Source organism: Leptolyngbya sp. AN02str (assembly GCF_050565595.1).
Classification (GTDB): Bacteria; Cyanobacteriota; Cyanobacteriia; order Elainellales; family Elainellaceae; genus Kaiparowitsia.
Genome location: NZ_JBNXVR010000071.1, coordinates 1 through 19,119, shown reverse-complemented (window position 1 = coordinate 19,119; position 19,119 = coordinate 1). Strand labels below are relative to the sequence as shown.

Genomic DNA, 19,119 nt, shown 5'->3' with positions numbered 1-19,119 from the left:
TGTGGGTAGGGTGCGAAGCACCCTACCCACAACACCAATGCGTAAGTCCAGTAACGGTTTAACCATCGACCAATCCCCCACTCAATCATCGGTCGCATGGTCTGACAGAGTCCGCAGACCCATCCAGCAAAACTATCCAGTAGAACTATCCAGCAAATGCATTGGTCGGCATCCCGCGAACATTGGTCGTCACACAAAACAGATCGCCTGAGTGAAAACTTTTTTGAATTTCTTGCTGGCTTAAGCCAACAGAAGCGCTGGTAATGTAGAGCGAAGTTAAATCCGCGCCACCAAAGGTACAGGAGGTGGGACATTGCACAGGGACATCCACCCGAGCAAGCTCATGACCATCAGGATTAAATCGAATCACGCAAAAGCCATTCCACATTGCCGACCAAATACAGCCCTCTGCATCGACCGTCAGCCCATCTGGCTCGAAGGACATATTGCTGAGATTGACCAGCTCTCGACGGTTGTGAATAGTTCCCAACGCCAAGTCAAAGTCATAGGCATAAATTGTTTTGCGGTTTGAATCGGTCAAGTAAAAGATTTGATCATCTGGGCTCCAGCCCAACCCATTGGAAATGGTCAACCCAGTTTCCATTAAATGCAGCGAACCATCGGGATCGTAGCGATACAAACTTGCCTCGCCCACATCCTCACTCACCGACCCAAACCAAAATCGCCCTAAGCGATCGCACTTACCGTCGTTAAATCGATTGTTGGGCTTATCGGCTTCAACCTTTAGCACTGGCAGAATTGCGCCTGTTTTGGTATTGAGCATGGCAATGCGATCGCGCTGAGCCATCAGTAAACGATGGTTGCTAGCAGGAGCCAACGGGCCAACCACATCGCCCACATCAAAGCTGCGATCGCTGCCAAGGACAGGATCAAATTCATGCACACGATGGTTATAAATATCGACCCAATACAGTCGTTGGTTGTTCACGTCCCAAACCGGACACTCACCCAACCGAGCACGAGACTCCAACGCAAGTTTAACTGGATAAGAAAGCATCATCTCATTCACGTAATTCCCCAAAATAGCCTGACCACTATTTAAATCAGTCTGAAAAGATGAACAGATTTAAACATGGTAAGCCCCACCATTTTTTAACTGTTCCCAATCAATCCGTTTAACGAGTAAAGGACTCGACTTAGCCTAGCCAATTTTTCATGGTTTTGCGCTTTAACGGGAAAATACACCCAAAATCAGACATCGGTTCATGGCAACGGAGAACGTTTATCCTGATTCGATCGGCCCCTCAAAGATACCAAAGTCAAGCGCGATCGCGGTTTAGATTTGCTGTCCTCCACCCAAAACCCCAAGCAATGAAATCAGATCGCAATGTTCAGTTCAATTAACATGCAACCCTCGAGAATAAACCCCTCTTGCGATAGATGAAAACCAAAAAGATGTATAGGAAGATTCCCATCTTGTTTGGCCATTGCCCTTTATTCAAGAAGATTTCTCAATAGTTTCATAGATATTCCTCAGGGTACTGGTTAATCGGTATCAGTCCCAGGCATGATGCAAGCGCTGGAAAAAACACTAGGAGGAACGGGTGAGTCATGAGAATTGGAGCGCACTATCTAGGCGATGGATTGTGCGAGTTTACGGTATGGGCACCATTGCAAACAGAAGTGTCGGTACAAATCACGTCGCCCGAGCCACGAACCATTCCGCTGCGAGCTTACGAGGCTGGTTATTGGCGCACCATTGAAAGTGGTATTGCTCCCAATTCTCGTTACGGCTATCTCATCAACGGTCAAGTTTTTCCAGATCCTGCATCGCGGTATCAACCCGATGGAGTGCATGAGCCATCGGCGGTTGTTGATCTGGACTTTAAGTGGAGCGATCGCGACTGGCAGGGCATTCCCCTAGAGTCCATGATTTTTTATGAGCTGCATGTTGGCACCTTCACCCCTGAGGGAACCTTTGCCGCCATCATTCCGCGCCTACCCGAGCTCAAAGAATTGGGGATTAACGCCATTGAGCTCATGCCGTTGTCTCAGGTATCGGGAGATGGAACCGAGGGCAAAAACGTAGCCTATCGCAACTGGGGCTACGATGGCGTGTATCCCTATTCGGTGCAAAACTCCTTTGGAACACCCCAGGAGTTGCAGCAGTTGGTGAACGCCTGCCACCAGCATGGCATCGCAGTGGTTCTGGATGTGGTGTACAACCACTTGGGGCCAGAAGGCTGCTATCACGGGCAGTTTGGGCCTTACTTTACCGAGGCGTACCGGACAGCGTGGGGCAACGCAATCAACATGGATGATGCCCATAGCTTGGGCGTACGGCGGCATTTTATTGAAAGCGCGCTGTACTGGCTGCGAGAGTTTCATATCGATGCGCTGCGATTGGATGCGGTCCAGGCCATTTACGATTTTGGGGCGAAGCACTTTTTGTGGGAGTTGGCCGATGAGGTGGCGGCGCTGTCCCAAGAACTCCAGCGATCGCTCTATCTCATTGCCGAAAGCGATCTCAACGATCCCCGGCTAATTCGCCCGGTTGAGCAGGGTGGCTACAATTTGAATGCGCAATGGAGTGACGATTTTCACCATTCGCTGCACTCCCTACTGACCGGAGAGCGAAGCGGATATTACTCCGACTTTGGCACCTGTGCCGATTTGGCTAAGGCTTACGAGCACACCTTTGTCTACGATTGGAAATTCTCGGAGTTTCGCCAGCGCTGCCATGGGGTGCCCTGCGACGATCGCCCCATGCATCAATTTGTCGTGTGCATTCAAAATCACGATCAGGTGGGCAATCAACCGTTTGGGCAACGGTTAGGACAACTCATTTCCTTTGAGCGGGTCAAGTTGGGGGCAGCGGCCATGCTGCTATCGCCCTATCTGCCGCTCATTTTTATGGGTGAGGAGTACGGCGAAACAGCACCTTTTACATACTTTATTAGCCATGGCGATCCCGACTTAGTTCAGGCCGTGCGCGAGGGGCGCAAGCGCGAGTTTCGGGAATTTCATGTGCAGAGTGATCCGCCCGATGCAGCAGCGATTGACACATTTTTGCAGTGCAAGCTTGACTGGTCGCTACGAGATCAGGGCAATCATCAGATTTTGCTGAACTGGTATCGCCAGCTGATTCAGCTCCGGCAAACGCACCCGGTATTGCGAACCCGCGATCGCGAGTGCATTCAGGCGATCGCCGACGACGATAACAAAACCGTAGTGGTGCGTCGCTGGAGCAAATCGCGCCAGCAAACCGGAGAACTCGTCTTTGCCATGAATTTCAATTCCGAGCCCGTCACCCTCGCGTTGCCCATCCGCGGCAAAGCGGCAAAATACCTCGACTCTGCCCACGAAACATGGGCTGGCCCAGGCACCCAAACGCCCTCGATTCTGTCGCCCAAGCAAACGCTAACCCTGGCTCCGTCTAGCGTTGTGCTGTACGAACAGGAATAGCAACATCGTCGGCAAGCGCCACCTGTCCATCATCCTGTCTGTCCGGTAGCTCGGCTGAATTGCCAATTTGTATCCCCAATCAGCACCGTATCCCTCTTGCGATAAATGTATTTCGCCAAAGGTAAATGCTTTGATAGACAGAGCCTTTGCCGCGAAAAACGTGACGCAGGCCAATTCAGCCGTCTGCCCAACCTCAGCCTGTGATCGAATGTGATCGAAAATCCCATAACCCCAGCACTCTAACTTCAACGATATTGGCCAACTTTCGCCCTCAGCAACTCCAAATCCTATGCGTATTCCCTCTGCTACCTACCGAATTCAATTCACTCCCGAGTTTGGATTTGAGCAAGCCCAGGCGATCGCCTCTTACCTGGCCGATCTCGGTATTTCCGACCTATATGCCTCACCCATTTTCAAAGCACGGTTGGGCAGCACCCACGGTTACGACGTGGTCGATGCCACCCAGCTCAACCCCGAACTCGGCGGCCCCGAAGCCTTTGACACCTTGGCTGCAACCCTCAAAACATTGGATATCGGCTGGCTGCAAGACATTGTGCCAAACCACATGGCATATTGCAGCGAAAACGAATACCTGATGGATGCCCTGGAGCACGGCTCCGATTCTAGCTATGCCAACTACTTTGACATTTGCTGGAACTCGCCGTTTGGCAACAGCCAGGAACGCATTTTGGCGCCACTGTTGGGCAATTTTTACGGCACATCATTAGAGAATGGCGAAATTCAGCTCGATTACGACCCCAACGGCCTTAGCGTCACCTATTACAGCCTGCGGCTACCGCTGCGCCTCGAATCCTACATCAAGTTTTTGACCTATAACCTGGGACAGCTCAATCGCACCTTGGGCCGCGATCACCCCGACTTCATCAAACTGTTGGGCATTTTGTACTTGCTCAGGGCAATGCCAGCGGAAGTCACCGGGCAACAGCGCAAAGATCAAACGGCGTTTGTCAAAGGGTTACTGTGGGATTTGTATCGCAGCAATGAGGCTGTTTGCAGCTTTATTGAAGAAAATTTGAAAATATTTAATGGTGATCCAGCAAATCCTGAAAGCTACAACTTGCTGGATGACTTGTTGAATGATCAGTTTTATCGCTTGGCCTTTTGGAAGGTTGGGGCCGAAGAGATGAACTATCGCCGATTTTTTACGGTGAATGAACTCATTTCGGTCAAGGTTGAAGATCTCAAAGTATTCAACCACACCCATTCGTTGATTGAAGCGTTGATCAACCAAGGTAGCTTCACCGGACTACGCATTGATCACATCGATGGTCTATACGATCCTGCTCAGTACTTAGAACGGTTGCGTGAAAAGGTTGGTGATGCCTACATCACGGTTGAAAAGATTCTGGAGCGAACCGAAACGTTACCAACCTCTTGGCCTATTCAGGGCACATCTGGTTACGACTTTTTGAACTATGTCAACGGCATTTTTTGTCAGCAAGCGCATGAATCTCGCTTTGATGATATTTATTTTGCGTTTCTGGGCTACCGAATGGATTTTGCCACGCTGGTGCGCGAGAAAAAGCAGCTGATTTTGGAACGCAATTTGGCTGGAGATGTGGATAATTTGGCAACGTTGCTGAAGAACATTTCGAGCAAGTATCGCTACGCTAATGACTTTACCCTCAATGGCCTGGAGCGGGCGATCGCCGCTGTTCTTACCTCTTTTCCGATTTATCGCACCTATGTTTCTCCTGCCGGAGTTCAGAAGAGCGATCGCCACTATCTGCGACAGGTCATCCAACACGCCAAACAGCAAACTCCCCTGCTGCAACACGAACTTACCCTGATCGAAAAGCTTATGCGATTAGAGTTTGATGACAACCTAACGCAAACCGAGCGTGAGCAATGGCTTTACTTTGTCATGCGCATGCAGCAATATAGCGGCCCGCTAATGGCCAAAGGGGTAGAAGACACCGCCCTGTATGTGTACAATCGGCTGCTGTCATTAAACGAAGTGGGGGGCGATCCGGGGCACTTTGGGGTTTCTGTAACCGACTTTCATGCTTACAACCAGCAGCAGCAACAGCAGTGGCCCCACACCATGAACACCACTGCCACCCACGACACCAAACGGGGCGAAGATATGCGCGCCCGCCTGAACGTTCTGTCGGAATTGCCCGATGAGTGGGAGAGTGCAGTCTTTACCTGGAGCGGCATGAATCGGCAGTACCGGAGCGATCGCAACGGATTGCCCATGCCCGATCGCAACGATGAATATTTTCTGTATCAAACATTGGTGGGGGCATTTCCGTTTACCGAGGCCGAGTTGCCCAGCTTTGAACAGCGGGTTAAAGATTACCTGATCAAGGCCATTCGGGAAGCGAAAGTCCACACCGCATGGCTACGCCCCGACGAAGAGTACGAAGCCGCCTGTCTTACCTTTATTGAAAAGATTCTCGATCCAGCCATTTCTTCAGACTTTTTGGAATCGTTTGGTCAATTTCAGCAAAAAGTGGCTGAATACGGTATGTGGAACTCCCTATCGCAAACGCTGCTGAAGCTGGCATCTCCCGGCGTGCCCGACATTTACCAGGGCACCGAGCTGTGGGAGCTGAGCATGGTTGATCCAGACAATCGCCGCCCGGTAGATTACACCCTGCGGCAAAGCTGGCTAGACGAGATTCAGGCCGGGGTTCAAAACCATCCGCTCAAGCTGGTGGAAGATCTGCTGCGCGATCGCACATCGGGCAAGGTCAAGCTGATGTTAACCACTCAGGTGCTGAAGGCACGGCACACCGCCAAGGAGCTGTTTCGAGATGGCAGTTACATCCCGCTCACGGCTCAGGGTCACCATGCCGATCACGTCGTGGCGTTTGCGCGACAGCACGACTCGCAGATGGCGATCGCCCTGGTGTCTCGCTTTTTGACCACGCTGATTGCCCCCAATGAGCTACCGCTAGGTGAGGCCGTGTGGAACGATACCCAGCTACAACTGCCAGATGGCGCACCAACACAGTGGAAGGATGCGATTACTGGGCGATCGCTACAAACCGATGCTATCTTGCCTGTAGGGCAGGCGCTGGCTCATTTTCCCATTGCGTTACTCGTGAGCACCTAGCGCATCCATTCCAGGCTTTCTTGCATGAATCACCGATTGATCATCACCCGATTCAGCGATGGATTCATGCGTTTGTTGTCATCAGTTCGTTGCTGAGCTGATTTACGATTTCAGGTTGAAATCGCATTTGTTCTATCCTTTCATCGTGCAGGCGAAAGGTAAGCCAATCAATTTGAGGACATTCCTGTGACCCAAACTCAAGCTGCGATTGCCCATCCCACCGCCGAGCAAGCCCAAGCGGTGCGTCGTTACATCAAGCGCACCTGGAAAACCCTGACGCGATCGCACGATCACATGCTGGCCCTGGCCAAAGACGACAAACTAGCCCACCAACCGGGCGAGCCATGGATCATGTACATTTCGCCCCTGGAGAATTGCCCCAAGGTGCAAAGCATTTTGGAGCGATCGCTCTCGCCGGATGAGCTCAAGCAAATTTCGATTCGCACCCTGCCCGCCGAAGCCGAAGCCATTCGCAAGCATGGCTTGCTGTACCTACCCGACAACTATGTGGTGCCCGGTGGCCGCTTCAACGAAATGTACGGGTGGGATAGTTACTTCATTTTGCTCGGTCTGCTACGCGATGGCGAGTGGGAACTGGCCCAAAGTCAGGTCGATCAGTTGTTGTATCAGGTGCAGCACTACGGCACCATTCTCAACTCCAACCGGACTTACATGCTGTCGCGATCGCAGCCGCCGGTGCTGAGCTTAATGGTATTGGCCATGTATCGCCACACGCAGGATGTGGAATGGCTGAAGGCCGCCGTGCCACTGGTGGAGCAGTTTTACTATTTTTGGGTGGTGCCGCCCCATCTCAATCCGGGGACGGGACTGTCGCGCTACTATGCCTTTGGCGAAGGGCCAGCTCCCGAAGTGGTGTTTTCGGAAAAAGATGAGGAAGGCCGCACCCACTACGACCGAGTGAAGGAGTACTACCGCACCTTTGAAGTGGAAGACTATGATGTGTCGCTGTACTACGATCGCGACACCAACCAGCTCTCCAGTTTGTTCTACAAGGGCGATCGCTCCATGCGGGAATCGGGGTTTGACATTACCAACCGATTTGGCCCGTTTAGCATCGACATTTTGCATTATGCGCCCGTGTGCCTCAACAGTTTGCTCTACCAAATGGAGCAAGATTTGGCCGAAATTCACGCCACGTTGGGCAATTTGGAACTGAAGCAGCAATGGTGCGATCGCGCTAGCATTCGCCAACAGCGCATCAACAAGTTTTTGTGGGATGAGGAATCGGGCCTGTACCTGGACTACAACCTGCAAACCGCCACACGCCGCCGCTACGAATTTGCCACCCTGTTCTATCCCCTGTGGGTGGGTCTTGCCTCGGATGAGCAAGCCCGCCGCTTGGTCGAAAATTTAGACATTTTGGAAGCTCCGGGCGGGATATTGGGCAGCGCTTACGTGACCGGAAACCAGTGGGATGCCCCCTTTGGCTGGGCACCGCTCAATTACATTGCCGTACAAGGGCTCTATCGCTATGGCTACCGCACAGAGGGCGATCGCATTGCCCAAAAGTTTTTGTCGATGGCGATCGCCGAGTTTGAGCGAACGGGCACCCTGGTAGAAAAGTACGATGTCATGCGCCGTTCGTCTCAAGTTTCCGACGAAATTAAGTTTGGCTACAGCAGCAACGAGGTGGGCTTTGGCTGGACGAATGCCATCATTCTGGAATTTTTGAACGCGATGGATGAGTAATCCCATCCAGCTTTGCTCCACCCTTGTTGATGGAAAAACCAGCGATCGCCCTAGGCTTCTTTGGCCGTTGTCTCTTCCGCACCTACGACCTCGCGGACTCGGTAGATGGGGCGATTTTGCGATTCGTGGTAGGTGCGCATCAACAGTTCCGCCAGCAAGCCAAAGCTAAAGAGCTGCACCCCAGTAATAAACAGCACCACCGCCAAAATGAGCAGGGGGCGATCGCCAATTGCCTGCCCAAACCCCAACTTAAGAATCGTGAGATAAATTCCCAGCAGCGTACCCAACGCCAAAGACACCAGCCCAAACAAGCCAAACACATGCATCGGCTTGGTCAGGAATTTTTTCATAAAGGCAATGGTGGACAAATCCATCAGCACCCGAAACGTACGGCCCAGGCCATACTTGCTCTTGCCAAACTGCCGCGCATGATGGCGCACAGGCACTTCGGTGATCCGCGCCCCTTCAATAAAGGCTAGCGCCGGCAAAAATCGATGCAGTTCGCCATACAAATTGAGGTCGTGCACCAATTCTGCCCGGTACGACTTGAGCGAGCAGCCGTAGTCGTGCAGCTTGACACCCGTTACCGAGCCGATCAGCATATTGGCCAACTTGGAGGGCAATAGTCGCGTCAAGGCATCATCCTGCCGATGCTTGCGCCAGCCGCTCACTAGGTCGTAGCCTTCCTCCAACTTGCCCACCAGCATGGGAATATCGGTAGGGTCATTCTGCAAGTCGCCATCCATCGTGACGATGATGGAGCCGCGAGCATGGTTAAACCCCGCCGACATAGCGGCAGTTTGCCCATAGTTACGTCGCAAAATCACCGCTTGCAGGTCAGTCCGGCTAGAGGCCAACTGTCGCAATAAATCCGACGAGCCATCACTCGACCCATCATCCACACACACAATTTCGTAGGCTAACCCAGCAGGCTGAAGCGAGGTGGCGATCGCCTCTATCAACCGGGGAATGCTCTCCACTTCGTTGTAGATGGGCACCACCACCGAAATGTCGGGTTTGGAGATGGCACCGTTGCGATCGCTCGATAGAGGTAGTTGCCCTTCTGATTGCAGGAACGTCATGGATGGGGAATGGTGGGTAAAAGGAATCTGAACGGTCGGGGAATTTAGGTATTGGATTAGCGATTTTGGATTGGGATGCCTTGGACATTGGGGCTTTCGCAACAAGCCTTGTATCGTCACAAACACATCGTCACAAACACAATGAAATCTATAAGGACAAGAATACGGGAAAACGGCAAATGCCTAATACTGAAATTTGATCTGCCCTAGCGTTGAGCCGCCCCCTAGCAACCATTAACAACGCCCAATCCAAACCCCAAAATCACCAATCCAAAATCGGCGAAGTGCCCCAGTTCTAGCGTTTTCCCAGCACACTCCGAATTCCCATTCCAATCGCGGCTCCTACCGCTTCGGCCAACGTATTGATGAGCCGATACAGCGCCACCGTACTTAGGATGACGGCAGGCGTCATCTCATCGGGCAGTAGGGCGATCGCCGTGGCCTCAAATACACCCAGCCCACCCGGCGCCCCGGGCACCACCAGTCCCAGCAGCCACGCCACACTAAACCCACCCAATACGGGCAAAACGTTTGCTGCCGACAGGCTGTGCAGCGCCGCCACAATCCACAAAAAGCCCGCTCCCCGCAGCACAAAAAAGCCCAGCTCTCCCAGCAGGGGAACCACTGGGTAGCGCCGCAACGCCATACTCGTAGACTCATCCATCTCAAACTGGCCTTTGGCCTTGCTGCGGCTCAGGCGCTGCAACACTGGGTTTAGCACTTTGGGATGAATGGCGATGAGGGCGATTGCCAATGCCAACACCTGCAAGCCCCACCCCGCCTGTCGGACTCCGATAATAGCCACCATCAGCGCCGCCGCTGCCATCAGCAGCGACTCCAGCACCACACTCAAAATCGCGGCTCCCAGGCTCACCCCGTTTGCCTTTGCCGCTGTGACCCGACCGTAAAAATGCCACACATTCCCCGGCAAATATTTGGCAATGTTGGTGGTGAGATACACCTGGGTTGACCACCAGCCCGCCACGCGCTGCCCTAGCTCTCGCAAGATCCAGCCCCATACCCAACCACTCCACAGGTGCGCCAGTAGGGTGGTGATGAGGGCGATCACCAACAAGCCCCAACCCGCCGCATCAATGCGAATTGCCGCGACTTCCTGCCAATTGTCCTTAAACGCCTTGGCTAAGAAAAACAGCGTGCCACCCACGATCGCCCAACGGAGAAATGACTTGAAGGGCGATCGCTTTTTGGGCAGCGGTGTTGGTGATTCCATAATTTTTGGCAACTACTGTTAAATTTTGGATTTTGGGTTTTGGATTTTTCAGGACTTACGCAGTTGAACGATTTTGGCGCACTAAGCGCCCCAAAATCGTTCAACCCGCAGGTTTTTCGGATGAAGTGCGTAAGTCCTTTTTTTTGGATGCTGGGATTGGCAACGAATGTGATGGGCGTTGTCCAATCTCTCCGGCCTTAGCCTGTAAATCCTAAATCTCAGCCCCACTCCCTGATCCCAATTCCCGACTCTCGTGCACAGCGAAAGACCCTACTTCGGGGGACTTCCCCCCGATCCCCCGCCTTCTGGGGGACTCAACTCCCCCAGACCCCCCGCAAGGGGTTAACCGCTCAATGCCAATCCGCCCACCGGGTTAGGGCTGGGGCTAGGCAGCACAGGGGCGCGGATTGGGGTGTATGCCAACCCATCCCTACTCCCTACTCCCTACTCCCTACTCCCTACTCCCCCAAAACTTTCAACCACTCGTCCCGTCCCTCGCACTTGCGCCAAATATGCCCGACTCACCTGATCGCCCTGTTCCGACAGCACATCAATGCCGATGCCGTTGCGGCCAATGTCTTTGCCGGAGCTGTGGATATAGCGATCGCCCCCCAAAGATAAAGCCACATGGGTACAGCGATCGGGACGGCCAAAAAAGATCAGGTCACCGGGTTGCAGCTCATCGAGCCCGATGGCCGGCAAAAAGGCTTCTTGTTGGTAGGCATCACGCGGGAGCCAAACGCCAACGGAGGCAAAGGCAGTTTGCACCAAGCCAGAGCAGTCGTAGTTGGGGCCAACGGTTCCCCCCCATAGGTAATGGTTGGGCTGGCTCATCGCCGCCTCGGCAAAGGCAATCACCTGAGGAATGCGATCGCGAATTTCGGCTTCGGTAACCGCGATCGCTCGATAGGGAGTTTCGGCCTCCTCCAACAAATCCAGATCTTCTATGGCAAGCCATGCCGAGTAGGCATCCTCACACAGCTCTGCCCACACTACGCCGCTCAAATCATGCGGTTGCACGTTCCCCGGCGGTGGTAAGATACGCAATTGCCGCCCAGCCACAGCCTGCGTTGCTAGGCTTTTTAGCTCGGGAGTTTCGTACAAATTCACGTTGTGGATGCACCCATACTCGACCACACGACCCGTGGCGATCGCATCCTGAACCTGAGCCAGCGAAACCATAAGACACTACACAGCCAAAACTTGAACAGAAACGCGATCTTTTTGCGATCAATCCACTCTAGATCAACCTGTTCCTGATCACCACTTTTGGCTGCTGGGCTTAACCAAGCATTCCACCATTCGCTTGTTATTTACGGAGGTTGCTGCTATGCCATTTTTCAATCGCGATGGGGCTTTGGCAGAGTGGGGCGATCGCATTTTGCAAGCAACCTGGGCCGAATTTTCCACGCTTGCCCAAAACCAAATTGCCCTCACGTGGCTGGTGTATACGCCGCCCGCCCCCATCAACACGGGCGGAGCCATTTCTTTTGAAGATTTTTGGACGTATCCCATTCGGGGATTTTCCTACCGGGGGGTAGAGCGCATTTACCCCGCTAGCGTCGTCAAACTGTTTTATTTGTTAGCCATGCACGAATGGCTGGACAAGGGCATGCTTTCCCCATCTGGCGAGCTAGAGCGTGCCGCCCGCGACATGATTGTCGATTCCAGCAACGATGCAACAGGTCTGGTGGTGGATATGTTGTCGGGCACCACTAGCGGCCCAGAGTTGCCCTCTGGCCCCTTTGAAACCTGGCAGTATCAGCGCAATATTGTGAACCGCTACCTGCAATCGCTTGGATGGGATGAGCTAAACACCATTAACGTCAATCAAAAAACCTGGTGCGATGGTCCCTACGGCCGCGAGCGGGTGTTTCTCGGTGAGGCTTATGAGAATCGCAATATGCTGACAACGGACTCGGTGGCGCGCTTGTTGCACAGCATTGTGGGCGGAGTTGCCGTTTCGGCAGAGCGATCGCGCGCCATGATGAGCCTGATGCAGCGCAGCCTAGACCCTGCCGATCTCGCCGCCGATCCTGAAAATCAAGTCACGGGGTTTTTGGGTGCAGGATTGCCTCAGAGCGCCCGCCTTTGGTCCAAAGCAGGGCTGATGAGCCGAGTCCGCCACGACGCAGCCTATATTGAATTAACCGATGCACCACCCTACCTGCTGGTCGTGTTTACCGAGGGCGCACAGCACAGCCAAAACGAAGCGATTTTGCCATTTGTGTCACAGCAGGTCGCCGCTGCTGTTCGCGAACTGGGCACAGCCGCCTGACCAGGTCGCATGCACGCCCACCATTCAATCCGATCTTCATCAGAACTTATGCAGCCCCTGGTTTTTCGGGTCGTGTTTCAAATGGGTGGTTATTGGTTGTGGAAGGGGTGCATCGCACCCCTTCCACAACCAATAACCACACGTCTAGAACATCACCGTTTTTCGGATGAAGGGCGTCAGACCTAAATTGAAAAGGCTGGATAAACGGACTCGTTCAGCCGTTCATCCAGCCCTAATCTCAAACTTCAACGCCTAGAGCGTATGGTCAATCAACGGTGGAGGCCCTTGCAGGATTTGAGTTTTTGAGTTATTGCGATCGCTCTCATCCAATCACCTGGCCTTCTCTTGGCGTGAACATCAGATGTCAGACTGAATGGATGAAGCCTCTGCGTTAGGCCACGTTTGGGCAATTAGGCGAGTTCTAATTCGTCTTCTCGCAGGTGTGCTCGAAATTTGTCGGGAAATTTCACCAAAACAGGAAAGTTTGCGCTGATTGGCTTCCCTTGCCACTCATTCGCAAAACTCAGCACCTCACCTTCCAGTCCTTGAATGTCAAAGGCTTCGTTTCGATGTTGAGGGTGATGGTACACCACAACAGATTCTTTTACTCGGACGCGATCGCCAACGTTCATAGACATCGGTAAATGGATACGGGGTCGTGTTTCAAAAGGAAAGTAATTGTGCCTAGGTATACGCACATTAGGGAATCTTCCCACAGTTTGATCGCTTACGAAACCCTTTATTCCGCTTCCATACAAAATCCTCTCCAATGCAGCTCATTGAGTAGACTTCCTGCACAAATGGCAGTTTGAAGCTTCCATCGCCGCAGGGAATGGAATGGATTTGTGGCTTGCGGGCAGTTGGGCGATCGCGGTTTCATTCCGATCGAGGGCCTATGCAAGCCGAGTCAATCCACTGGAATTGCGGTATCGGTTAGAGGGCACAACACCCTCAACCAAAACTCAGGTTGTGAATGGAAAAACAGGGTCGGAAGTCTCCCAGAACTGGGGAATTGGGGGGCAAATGCAGAACATTGCCAACTGGCAACCGATCAAACCCTGGGTCGCAGAGTACGCATCAAGCGCTATCTCAGCCAGGATTAGGGACTGGTCTGCTCTGAGTCAGCATCGCCACGCCAGAACCGCTGGAAGCTATCAGGGTTGACGCCCCACCAAATAACCAAACCTGCTAGGCCAACCATCAGCATGCCGGCGAGGATGCTTACCGTGGCCAGCTTGACGGGAGATAGACCCCGAATGGGCGATCGCCGCTGTTTGCGGGTGGGTGAATCAATGCTAGGAGCCTGGTCGTACAGCAGCTCGCGAGAGGTAGGCGTCATTTCCGGCATGGATAGCTGAATCGCCCCAACCGATGGGTCAATGAATTGGGTGCGATCGCTCACTTGACATTGCACCATCACAACCGAAGCGTTGTCGTGGCTGTTTCGCTGGTTGGCGAGTTCTACCCAGGCTTGGGCACATTGTTCTAGCGTCATTTTGCCGCGATAGAGCGATCGCATCAAGTCGGGCCAGTGCTGCTCCACTAGCTCGTTATCGCTCACCCCATCCGAGCACAACATCAGCAAACCGTCTTCTTCGACAATGAACCGCTGCACCGTGGGGTAAATCGCCATCCCATCGCGGGTGCCCAGCGCCTGGGTCAACGCACCACCTTCGGGCCGTCGCAGTACATCGCGATACAACCCCCGCCCCAACCGCACCTCACGTCCAGCAATATCGTCATCCACCGTCAGGGCATGACACGCGTGTTGGGTAAGCCAGTAAGCACGACTATCGCCCATGTGAACCAGATACAGCTCATGGGCATTGCTCCATCCCTGATCGGTTTTCATTTTTTGAGGAAGCTGCAACGCCATCACCAGCGTAGTACCCATACGTTCGCGAGCTTCGCGGCCCTGCGTATCGTTCTGGGTGGAAATGGTGTTATTCACAATCCGCACAATGGATTCCAACTGTTGCGTCACGATGTCGGGCGTAAGCAAGTTGGTTTCTTCGGCCACATCGGCCAGCATGGCGCGAATTTGAATTTGCATCGAGCGCACCGCAAGCTGACTGGCGATCTCACCACCCGAGTGACCGCCGATGCCATCGCACACCATGGCCAAGTGCGGCAATACAAAGGCTTCGCTCGTTGAGGGGTCTCGTCCGGGCTGAGGGAAGCAGGCATCTTCATTCAGGGTGTGATGGGGACCAGGGGATGTGGCCGCCGCCAGCCGCAGCCGCAGCGGTTGCTGGGCGGCTTGCTCTAGCAGGAGCTGGTTCAGGTTAATGGCGATCGCCCTCACCTTAGCTGGGTCGTCATCCCCAGCCAACATATGCTGAATCACGTGCTGAAGCGATCGCGTAACACTGGGTTCCATCGATTGCGTCCAAGTTTGCCAGAGCAAGGCCAGATCCCGCAGCGTGGGCACTTCATCCCCAGATTGGGCGTCGCCATACAGCGATCGCAGCCGCAGCCGCCAACCGTCGGCCCGCAAATTTTCCTCCACGAGCACACTGCTGGCCACGCCAACCTCTTTGAGCGGCACCCACAGTTCCAGCATTTGCCAAAGCCAATACACTTGCCGAATTGGCGTAGCAGAGGCCAGCGACCTATCCAGCATGGGTAGCGGTTTACCCAATGCATCAAGCGGAGCATTTTCGAGCAGCAGCACCGCTGTCGATTCCCACACAGCAAAGCCATAAATGGTTGGCACATGCAGCCGATATGGAAAAAGCTTGAGATAAGGCAACACCGAAGCCGGTAGCTCTGCCGGAGCTTCGGGTGGTTTGCTGGGGCGGGTATCTAGCCAAATGTAAGGGGCCGTGACATGGTAGCGATCGCCCACCAGAGTTCCAGGCCCAATCTGGTCTACCCGATTTCCTACCGCCCATAGAAACCGTCGCACCAACGGCTTTCCACACTCACCGCAGGTCACCGCATCCAGCGAATTCCCGTCAAACAAGCAACTTGGGTTTGCGCATTGCATTGCCATAGCTTAAAGCAAATAAACAAGAGGAAATAAAGAGCGGGGAAAACGACAGAAAACTCGGATTGCTAGCCCACAACGTTGATCTTGCAAGCGCAGGTTTGACGCTTGATTTCGGCGCTTTATGAGGATAAACAAACCCGTTGAATGTGAAACCTCATTACCATAAATGCTGCGTTGCCGTACTAGCCCTTCATCCTAGTACATTTAATAGAAATGAACACGCTATCCCTAGCGTTTTTTAACGTCCGTTTCGGTTAAGGTCTTTTCCAAGCGTTGCGCAGCGCAAAACCTCTGGGAAAGGCCCGATTTTCATAGACAACACACGCGCAAACATAGTCGCTCTGGATTATCTGGAACTGACGTTTCTTTACACAAGCTTGAGAGCGAGGCTTGAGAAATCAGCACGAAAGCTGAAGTGCCCATGTTTGCGTGCGAGGCGCGCACAGAAACAAGGGCTTTTCTAAGGTTTGCGCGACGCGCAAACCTTAGAAAAGCCCTTAACCGAAACGAACGTTATTCAAATAACCAAGGTAATCACGGCGATATGCCTAGGGCGATATATCCAGGGCGATCGCACGCTCTAGTCAGGCAAATTCATCCGAAATGGCAGCCCCCGTCGATGTATCTAATCCTCGTAACATTCCTAGGACTTACGCACTTCATCCGAACAATCCATTCAACTGCGTAAGTCCTGATTTCGTCCATCCACACTCCATCCACATTCTGAAGATGAATGAAACAGTCGGCAGAATATTGACGGGCTGGGCTACAGTGGAGTCACCTAACCCAACTCAGCTTTTCCCATTTACCCTGCCTTCGCGCATCAGCCGCATCACTCCTGCACATGCCTCCTTGACTCGCCAATGGCCCAATCGGCTTTTGCGTTTTTTCCATTTCATGGGTCAACGTTGCTGTCAGATTCTGGGTTAACCCGGTTCAGTCCAGCGCTTTGGCATTTTGCTTGATGAAACGATCCAGGTCCATGTGACATCTCTTAAATCGTCTATTCATTCTGTTATGTGTTGTAGGGCTATTATGCCGAGTCGCTCGCTCTTCACTCACTCCGTACCGATTATTCAAATTTGCTTCCCATGAGCCCGACTGTTATTTGGTTAATCGCAGGGGTCGTTCTCTGCGTGATGGAGCTGGTGCTACCCACCGCTTTTATTGAAATGACGCTGGGAATTAGCGCATTTATTGTGGCGGCGATCGCCCTTGTGGTTCCCAGTGTTGGCATCCAGGTTGCGTTGTGGATGGTCCTGTCGATCATACTCACTGTTCTAGTTCGCAAGCTCATGCCTCGCCGCACTCCACGGGCGATCGCCGAATCGCGCGAGGCCGAAACCCTTACCGAAATTCTGCCTGGGCAAACTGGGCGCGTTATTTACGAAGGCAACTCGTGGCAGGCTCGCTCAGAACTCGAAGTGGCGATCGCCCCAAACCAACGGGTGTATGTAGTAGAGCGACGCGGCACAACCCTGATTGTGGTTCCCGAACGGTATCTTGGCTCCGACAATCCCTAGCACCGTCGCCACGTCTTTCGCACAGTCGATTTAGCTTTGATTCCTTTTGTTATTCCCCGCTTTGGAGGCACATTCATGGAAGGTTTTTTCGCGTTAGTGTTGGCGGCAATGGGCGTATCTGGACTAGCCAGCACCGTCAAAATCGTGAACCAGGGTAACGAAGCTCTGGTGGAGCGGTTGGGTAGCTACAACAAAAAGCTCACGCCTGGTCTTAACTTTGTCTTTCCCTTTATCGACCGGGTGGCGTTTCAAGACACCATTCGCGAAAAGGTGCTCGATATTCCGCCTCAGCCCTCCATCACGCGGGACAACGTCGCCATTACGGTTGATGCAGTGGTGTACTGGCGGATTGTGGATTTGGAAAAGGCGTATTACAAAATCCAAAATCTACAATCGGCCATGGTGAATCTGGTTCTCACCCAAATTCGCTCTGAAATGGGCAAGCTGGAACTGGACGAAACCTTTACCGCGCGATCGCAAATTAACGAACTATTGCTGCGGGAACTGGATATTGCCACAGACCCATGGGGCGTGAAAGTCACGCGGGTTGAGTTGCGCGACATCGTTCCCTCCAAGGCGGTGCAGGAGTCGATGGAATTGCAAATGTCTGCCGAGCGCAAAAAGCGGGCCGCCATTTTGAATTCGGAAGGCGAGCGGGAATCAGCCGTGAACAGCGCCCGAGGTAAGGCCGAAGCCCAAGTGCTAGACGCCGAAGCCCGCCAAAAGACCGTGGTGCTAGCCGCCGAAGCCGAGCAAAAAGCAACCGTGCTAAGAGCCCAGGCCGAGCGTCAAGCCCAAGTGCTCAAAGCCCAAGCCACCGCCGAAGCCATTAACGTTGTCACCCAGGCACTCAAACACGACCCCAATGCAGTGGCGGCCAGCCAGTTACTGTTGGCTTTGGGCTACATCGAGATGGGCAACACGATTGGGACTAGCGATAGTAGCAAGGTGATGTTTATGGACCCCAAGAGCATTCCTGCGGCCATTCAGGGCATGATGTCCATGGTGGAAGACGGCAAGAATACTTAATCCATGCGATAGGTGCAATAGGGAAGGAGAGGGGCGATCGCCCCTCTCCTTCCTACCCCTTTAAACCTAGTAGACCTGACACACTGCGCACCACAGTCAGAACTACCGAGCTGAATTCCAGATTTTGGCGATCGGAGCATGGGCCTGGCTCAGCTTAAATAGCGCCGTCACCAAGGCAGCACTATCCAGAGCTTTGCAGCCTAAAATATCGAGCAACCGACGCGCATTTGCTGATGCACTGCTAATCAGCGCATCCTGGCGTAAACGGGGAAACAAATCGATCGCACCCTGTGACAAAGCCCATTCCCGCTCTGGCGGTGTGACCTGCGGTTGCGAACCGTTCACCAGCACAACACTCACCTCAGGACAGTTGAGCCGACACCAACGGCACAGCGCATAGGGATACAGCTTTTGCAGGCGCGTATCAATCAGCAATAAGCTTGGAAGAATCTTGCCTTCGGACTTGAGCATCGCCAGTGTGCCACGAATATCCACATCCGACGATTCCCAAATAACAGAGATGCCCTGTGAGTGCAAAATAGTTTGCCAAATAATGCCCTGACGACCAATCGGACACAGCATTAGAACGAATGGGCAGACAGATGCCATGAGTAACGTTGCACTCGGATAGCGACAGTAGATGCGACGAAGGGGTCACAGCCCCTAGGTTACCCAAATCTTTTGATACTTCTCAAGAAAAATTCAGGACTTACGCAAGCCTACTAAATCTGGTGTGTTGGTGTCGTGGGTAGGGTGCGAAGCACCC

At 53.1% G+C, this 19,119-nt stretch carries 14 protein-coding genes; 7 read left to right on the top strand and 7 right to left on the bottom strand.

What is annotated here, in order from left to right:
• Nucleotides 1-145 precede the first annotated feature (145 nt).
• A complete protein-coding gene (locus tag ACQ4M4_RS28140; protein WP_430687780.1) occupies nucleotides 146-1,021 on the bottom strand; it encodes an SMP-30/gluconolactonase/LRE family protein in 876 nt (291 codons plus the stop codon).
• A gap of 551 nt (nucleotides 1,022-1,572) precedes the next feature.
• On the opposite strand from ACQ4M4_RS28140, the gene treZ reads away from it, so the two are divergent.
• The 3 genes from treZ (at nucleotide 1,573) to ACQ4M4_RS28125 (ending at nucleotide 8,218) form a co-directional block, all read left to right on the top strand.
• Nucleotides 1,573-3,426, top strand: coding sequence for a malto-oligosyltrehalose trehalohydrolase (gene treZ / locus ACQ4M4_RS28135; RefSeq protein WP_430687779.1), 1,854 nt, complete (start codon nucleotides 1,573-1,575; stop codon nucleotides 3,424-3,426).
• Nucleotides 3,427-3,715: 289 nt separating this feature from the next.
• Complete coding sequence (gene treY / locus ACQ4M4_RS28130) at nucleotides 3,716-6,508, top strand: malto-oligosyltrehalose synthase (RefSeq protein ID WP_430687778.1); 2,793 nt, start codon at nucleotides 3,716-3,718, stop codon at nucleotides 6,506-6,508.
• Nucleotides 6,509-6,694: 186 nt separating this feature from the next.
• Nucleotides 6,695-8,218, top strand: a complete 1,524-nt coding sequence (locus ACQ4M4_RS28125) for a trehalase family glycosidase (protein ID WP_430687777.1) — start codon at nucleotides 6,695-6,697, stop codon at nucleotides 8,216-8,218.
• A 50-nt stretch (nucleotides 8,219-8,268) separates the two neighbouring features.
• Here ACQ4M4_RS28125 and ACQ4M4_RS28120 read toward each other — a convergent pair whose 3' ends face one another.
• The 3 genes from ACQ4M4_RS28120 to ACQ4M4_RS28110 form a co-directional block, all read right to left on the bottom strand.
• The gene (locus ACQ4M4_RS28120) at nucleotides 8,269-9,300 is read right to left on the bottom strand and encodes a glycosyltransferase (protein WP_430687776.1); all 1,032 of its coding nucleotides are present in this window, start codon (nucleotides 9,298-9,300) and stop codon (nucleotides 8,269-8,271) included.
• A 295-nt stretch (nucleotides 9,301-9,595) separates the two neighbouring features.
• Nucleotides 9,596-10,531 carry a lysylphosphatidylglycerol synthase transmembrane domain-containing protein gene (locus ACQ4M4_RS28115; protein ID WP_430687775.1) on the bottom strand — a complete coding sequence of 312 codons (936 nt, stop codon included), beginning with the start codon at nucleotides 10,529-10,531 and terminating at the stop codon, nucleotides 9,596-9,598.
• 444 nt (nucleotides 10,532-10,975) lie between these two features.
• Nucleotides 10,976-11,713, bottom strand: coding sequence for an NlpC/P60 family protein (locus ACQ4M4_RS28110; protein ID WP_430687774.1), 738 nt, complete (start codon nucleotides 11,711-11,713; stop codon nucleotides 10,976-10,978).
• A gap of 148 nt (nucleotides 11,714-11,861) precedes the next feature.
• Here ACQ4M4_RS28110 and ACQ4M4_RS28105 point away from each other — a divergent pair, with 148 nt between their 5' ends.
• Nucleotides 11,862-12,809 carry a serine hydrolase gene (locus ACQ4M4_RS28105; RefSeq protein ID WP_430687773.1) on the top strand — a complete coding sequence of 316 codons (948 nt, stop codon included), beginning with the start codon at nucleotides 11,862-11,864 and terminating at the stop codon, nucleotides 12,807-12,809.
• Between the two features lie 410 nt (nucleotides 12,810-13,219).
• Here ACQ4M4_RS28105 and ACQ4M4_RS28100 read toward each other — a convergent pair whose 3' ends face one another.
• A complete protein-coding gene (locus tag ACQ4M4_RS28100) occupies nucleotides 13,220-13,447 on the bottom strand; it encodes a ferredoxin-thioredoxin reductase variable chain (RefSeq protein WP_430687772.1) in 228 nt (75 codons plus the stop codon).
• A gap of 207 nt (nucleotides 13,448-13,654) precedes the next feature.
• Here ACQ4M4_RS28100 and ACQ4M4_RS28095 point away from each other — a divergent pair, with 207 nt between their 5' ends.
• Nucleotides 13,655-13,912, top strand: a complete 258-nt coding sequence (locus tag ACQ4M4_RS28095) for a hypothetical protein (RefSeq protein ID WP_430687771.1) — start codon at nucleotides 13,655-13,657, stop codon at nucleotides 13,910-13,912.
• On the opposite strand, the gene ACQ4M4_RS28090 is transcribed toward ACQ4M4_RS28095, so the two are convergent.
• Complete coding sequence (locus ACQ4M4_RS28090) at nucleotides 13,909-15,804, bottom strand: PP2C family protein-serine/threonine phosphatase (RefSeq protein ID WP_430687770.1); 1,896 nt, start codon at nucleotides 15,802-15,804, stop codon at nucleotides 13,909-13,911. The genes ACQ4M4_RS28095 and ACQ4M4_RS28090 overlap by 4 nt on opposite strands.
• 1,088 nt (nucleotides 15,805-16,892) lie before the next feature.
• Here ACQ4M4_RS28090 and ACQ4M4_RS28085 point away from each other — a divergent pair.
• Both ACQ4M4_RS28085 and ACQ4M4_RS28080 read left to right on the top strand, forming a co-directional pair.
• Nucleotides 16,893-17,324 carry an NfeD family protein gene (locus ACQ4M4_RS28085; RefSeq protein WP_430687769.1) on the top strand — a complete coding sequence of 144 codons (432 nt, stop codon included), beginning with the start codon at nucleotides 16,893-16,895 and terminating at the stop codon, nucleotides 17,322-17,324.
• 75 nt (nucleotides 17,325-17,399) lie between these two features.
• A complete protein-coding gene (locus ACQ4M4_RS28080; RefSeq protein WP_430687768.1) occupies nucleotides 17,400-18,353 on the top strand; it encodes an SPFH domain-containing protein in 954 nt (317 codons plus the stop codon).
• A gap of 102 nt (nucleotides 18,354-18,455) precedes the next feature.
• Here the strand turns inward: ACQ4M4_RS28080 and ACQ4M4_RS28075 are convergent, their stop codons facing one another.
• Nucleotides 18,456-18,962 carry a hypothetical protein gene (locus tag ACQ4M4_RS28075; protein ID WP_430687767.1) on the bottom strand — a complete coding sequence of 169 codons (507 nt, stop codon included), beginning with the start codon at nucleotides 18,960-18,962 and terminating at the stop codon, nucleotides 18,456-18,458.
• Nucleotides 18,963-19,119 lie beyond the last annotated feature (157 nt).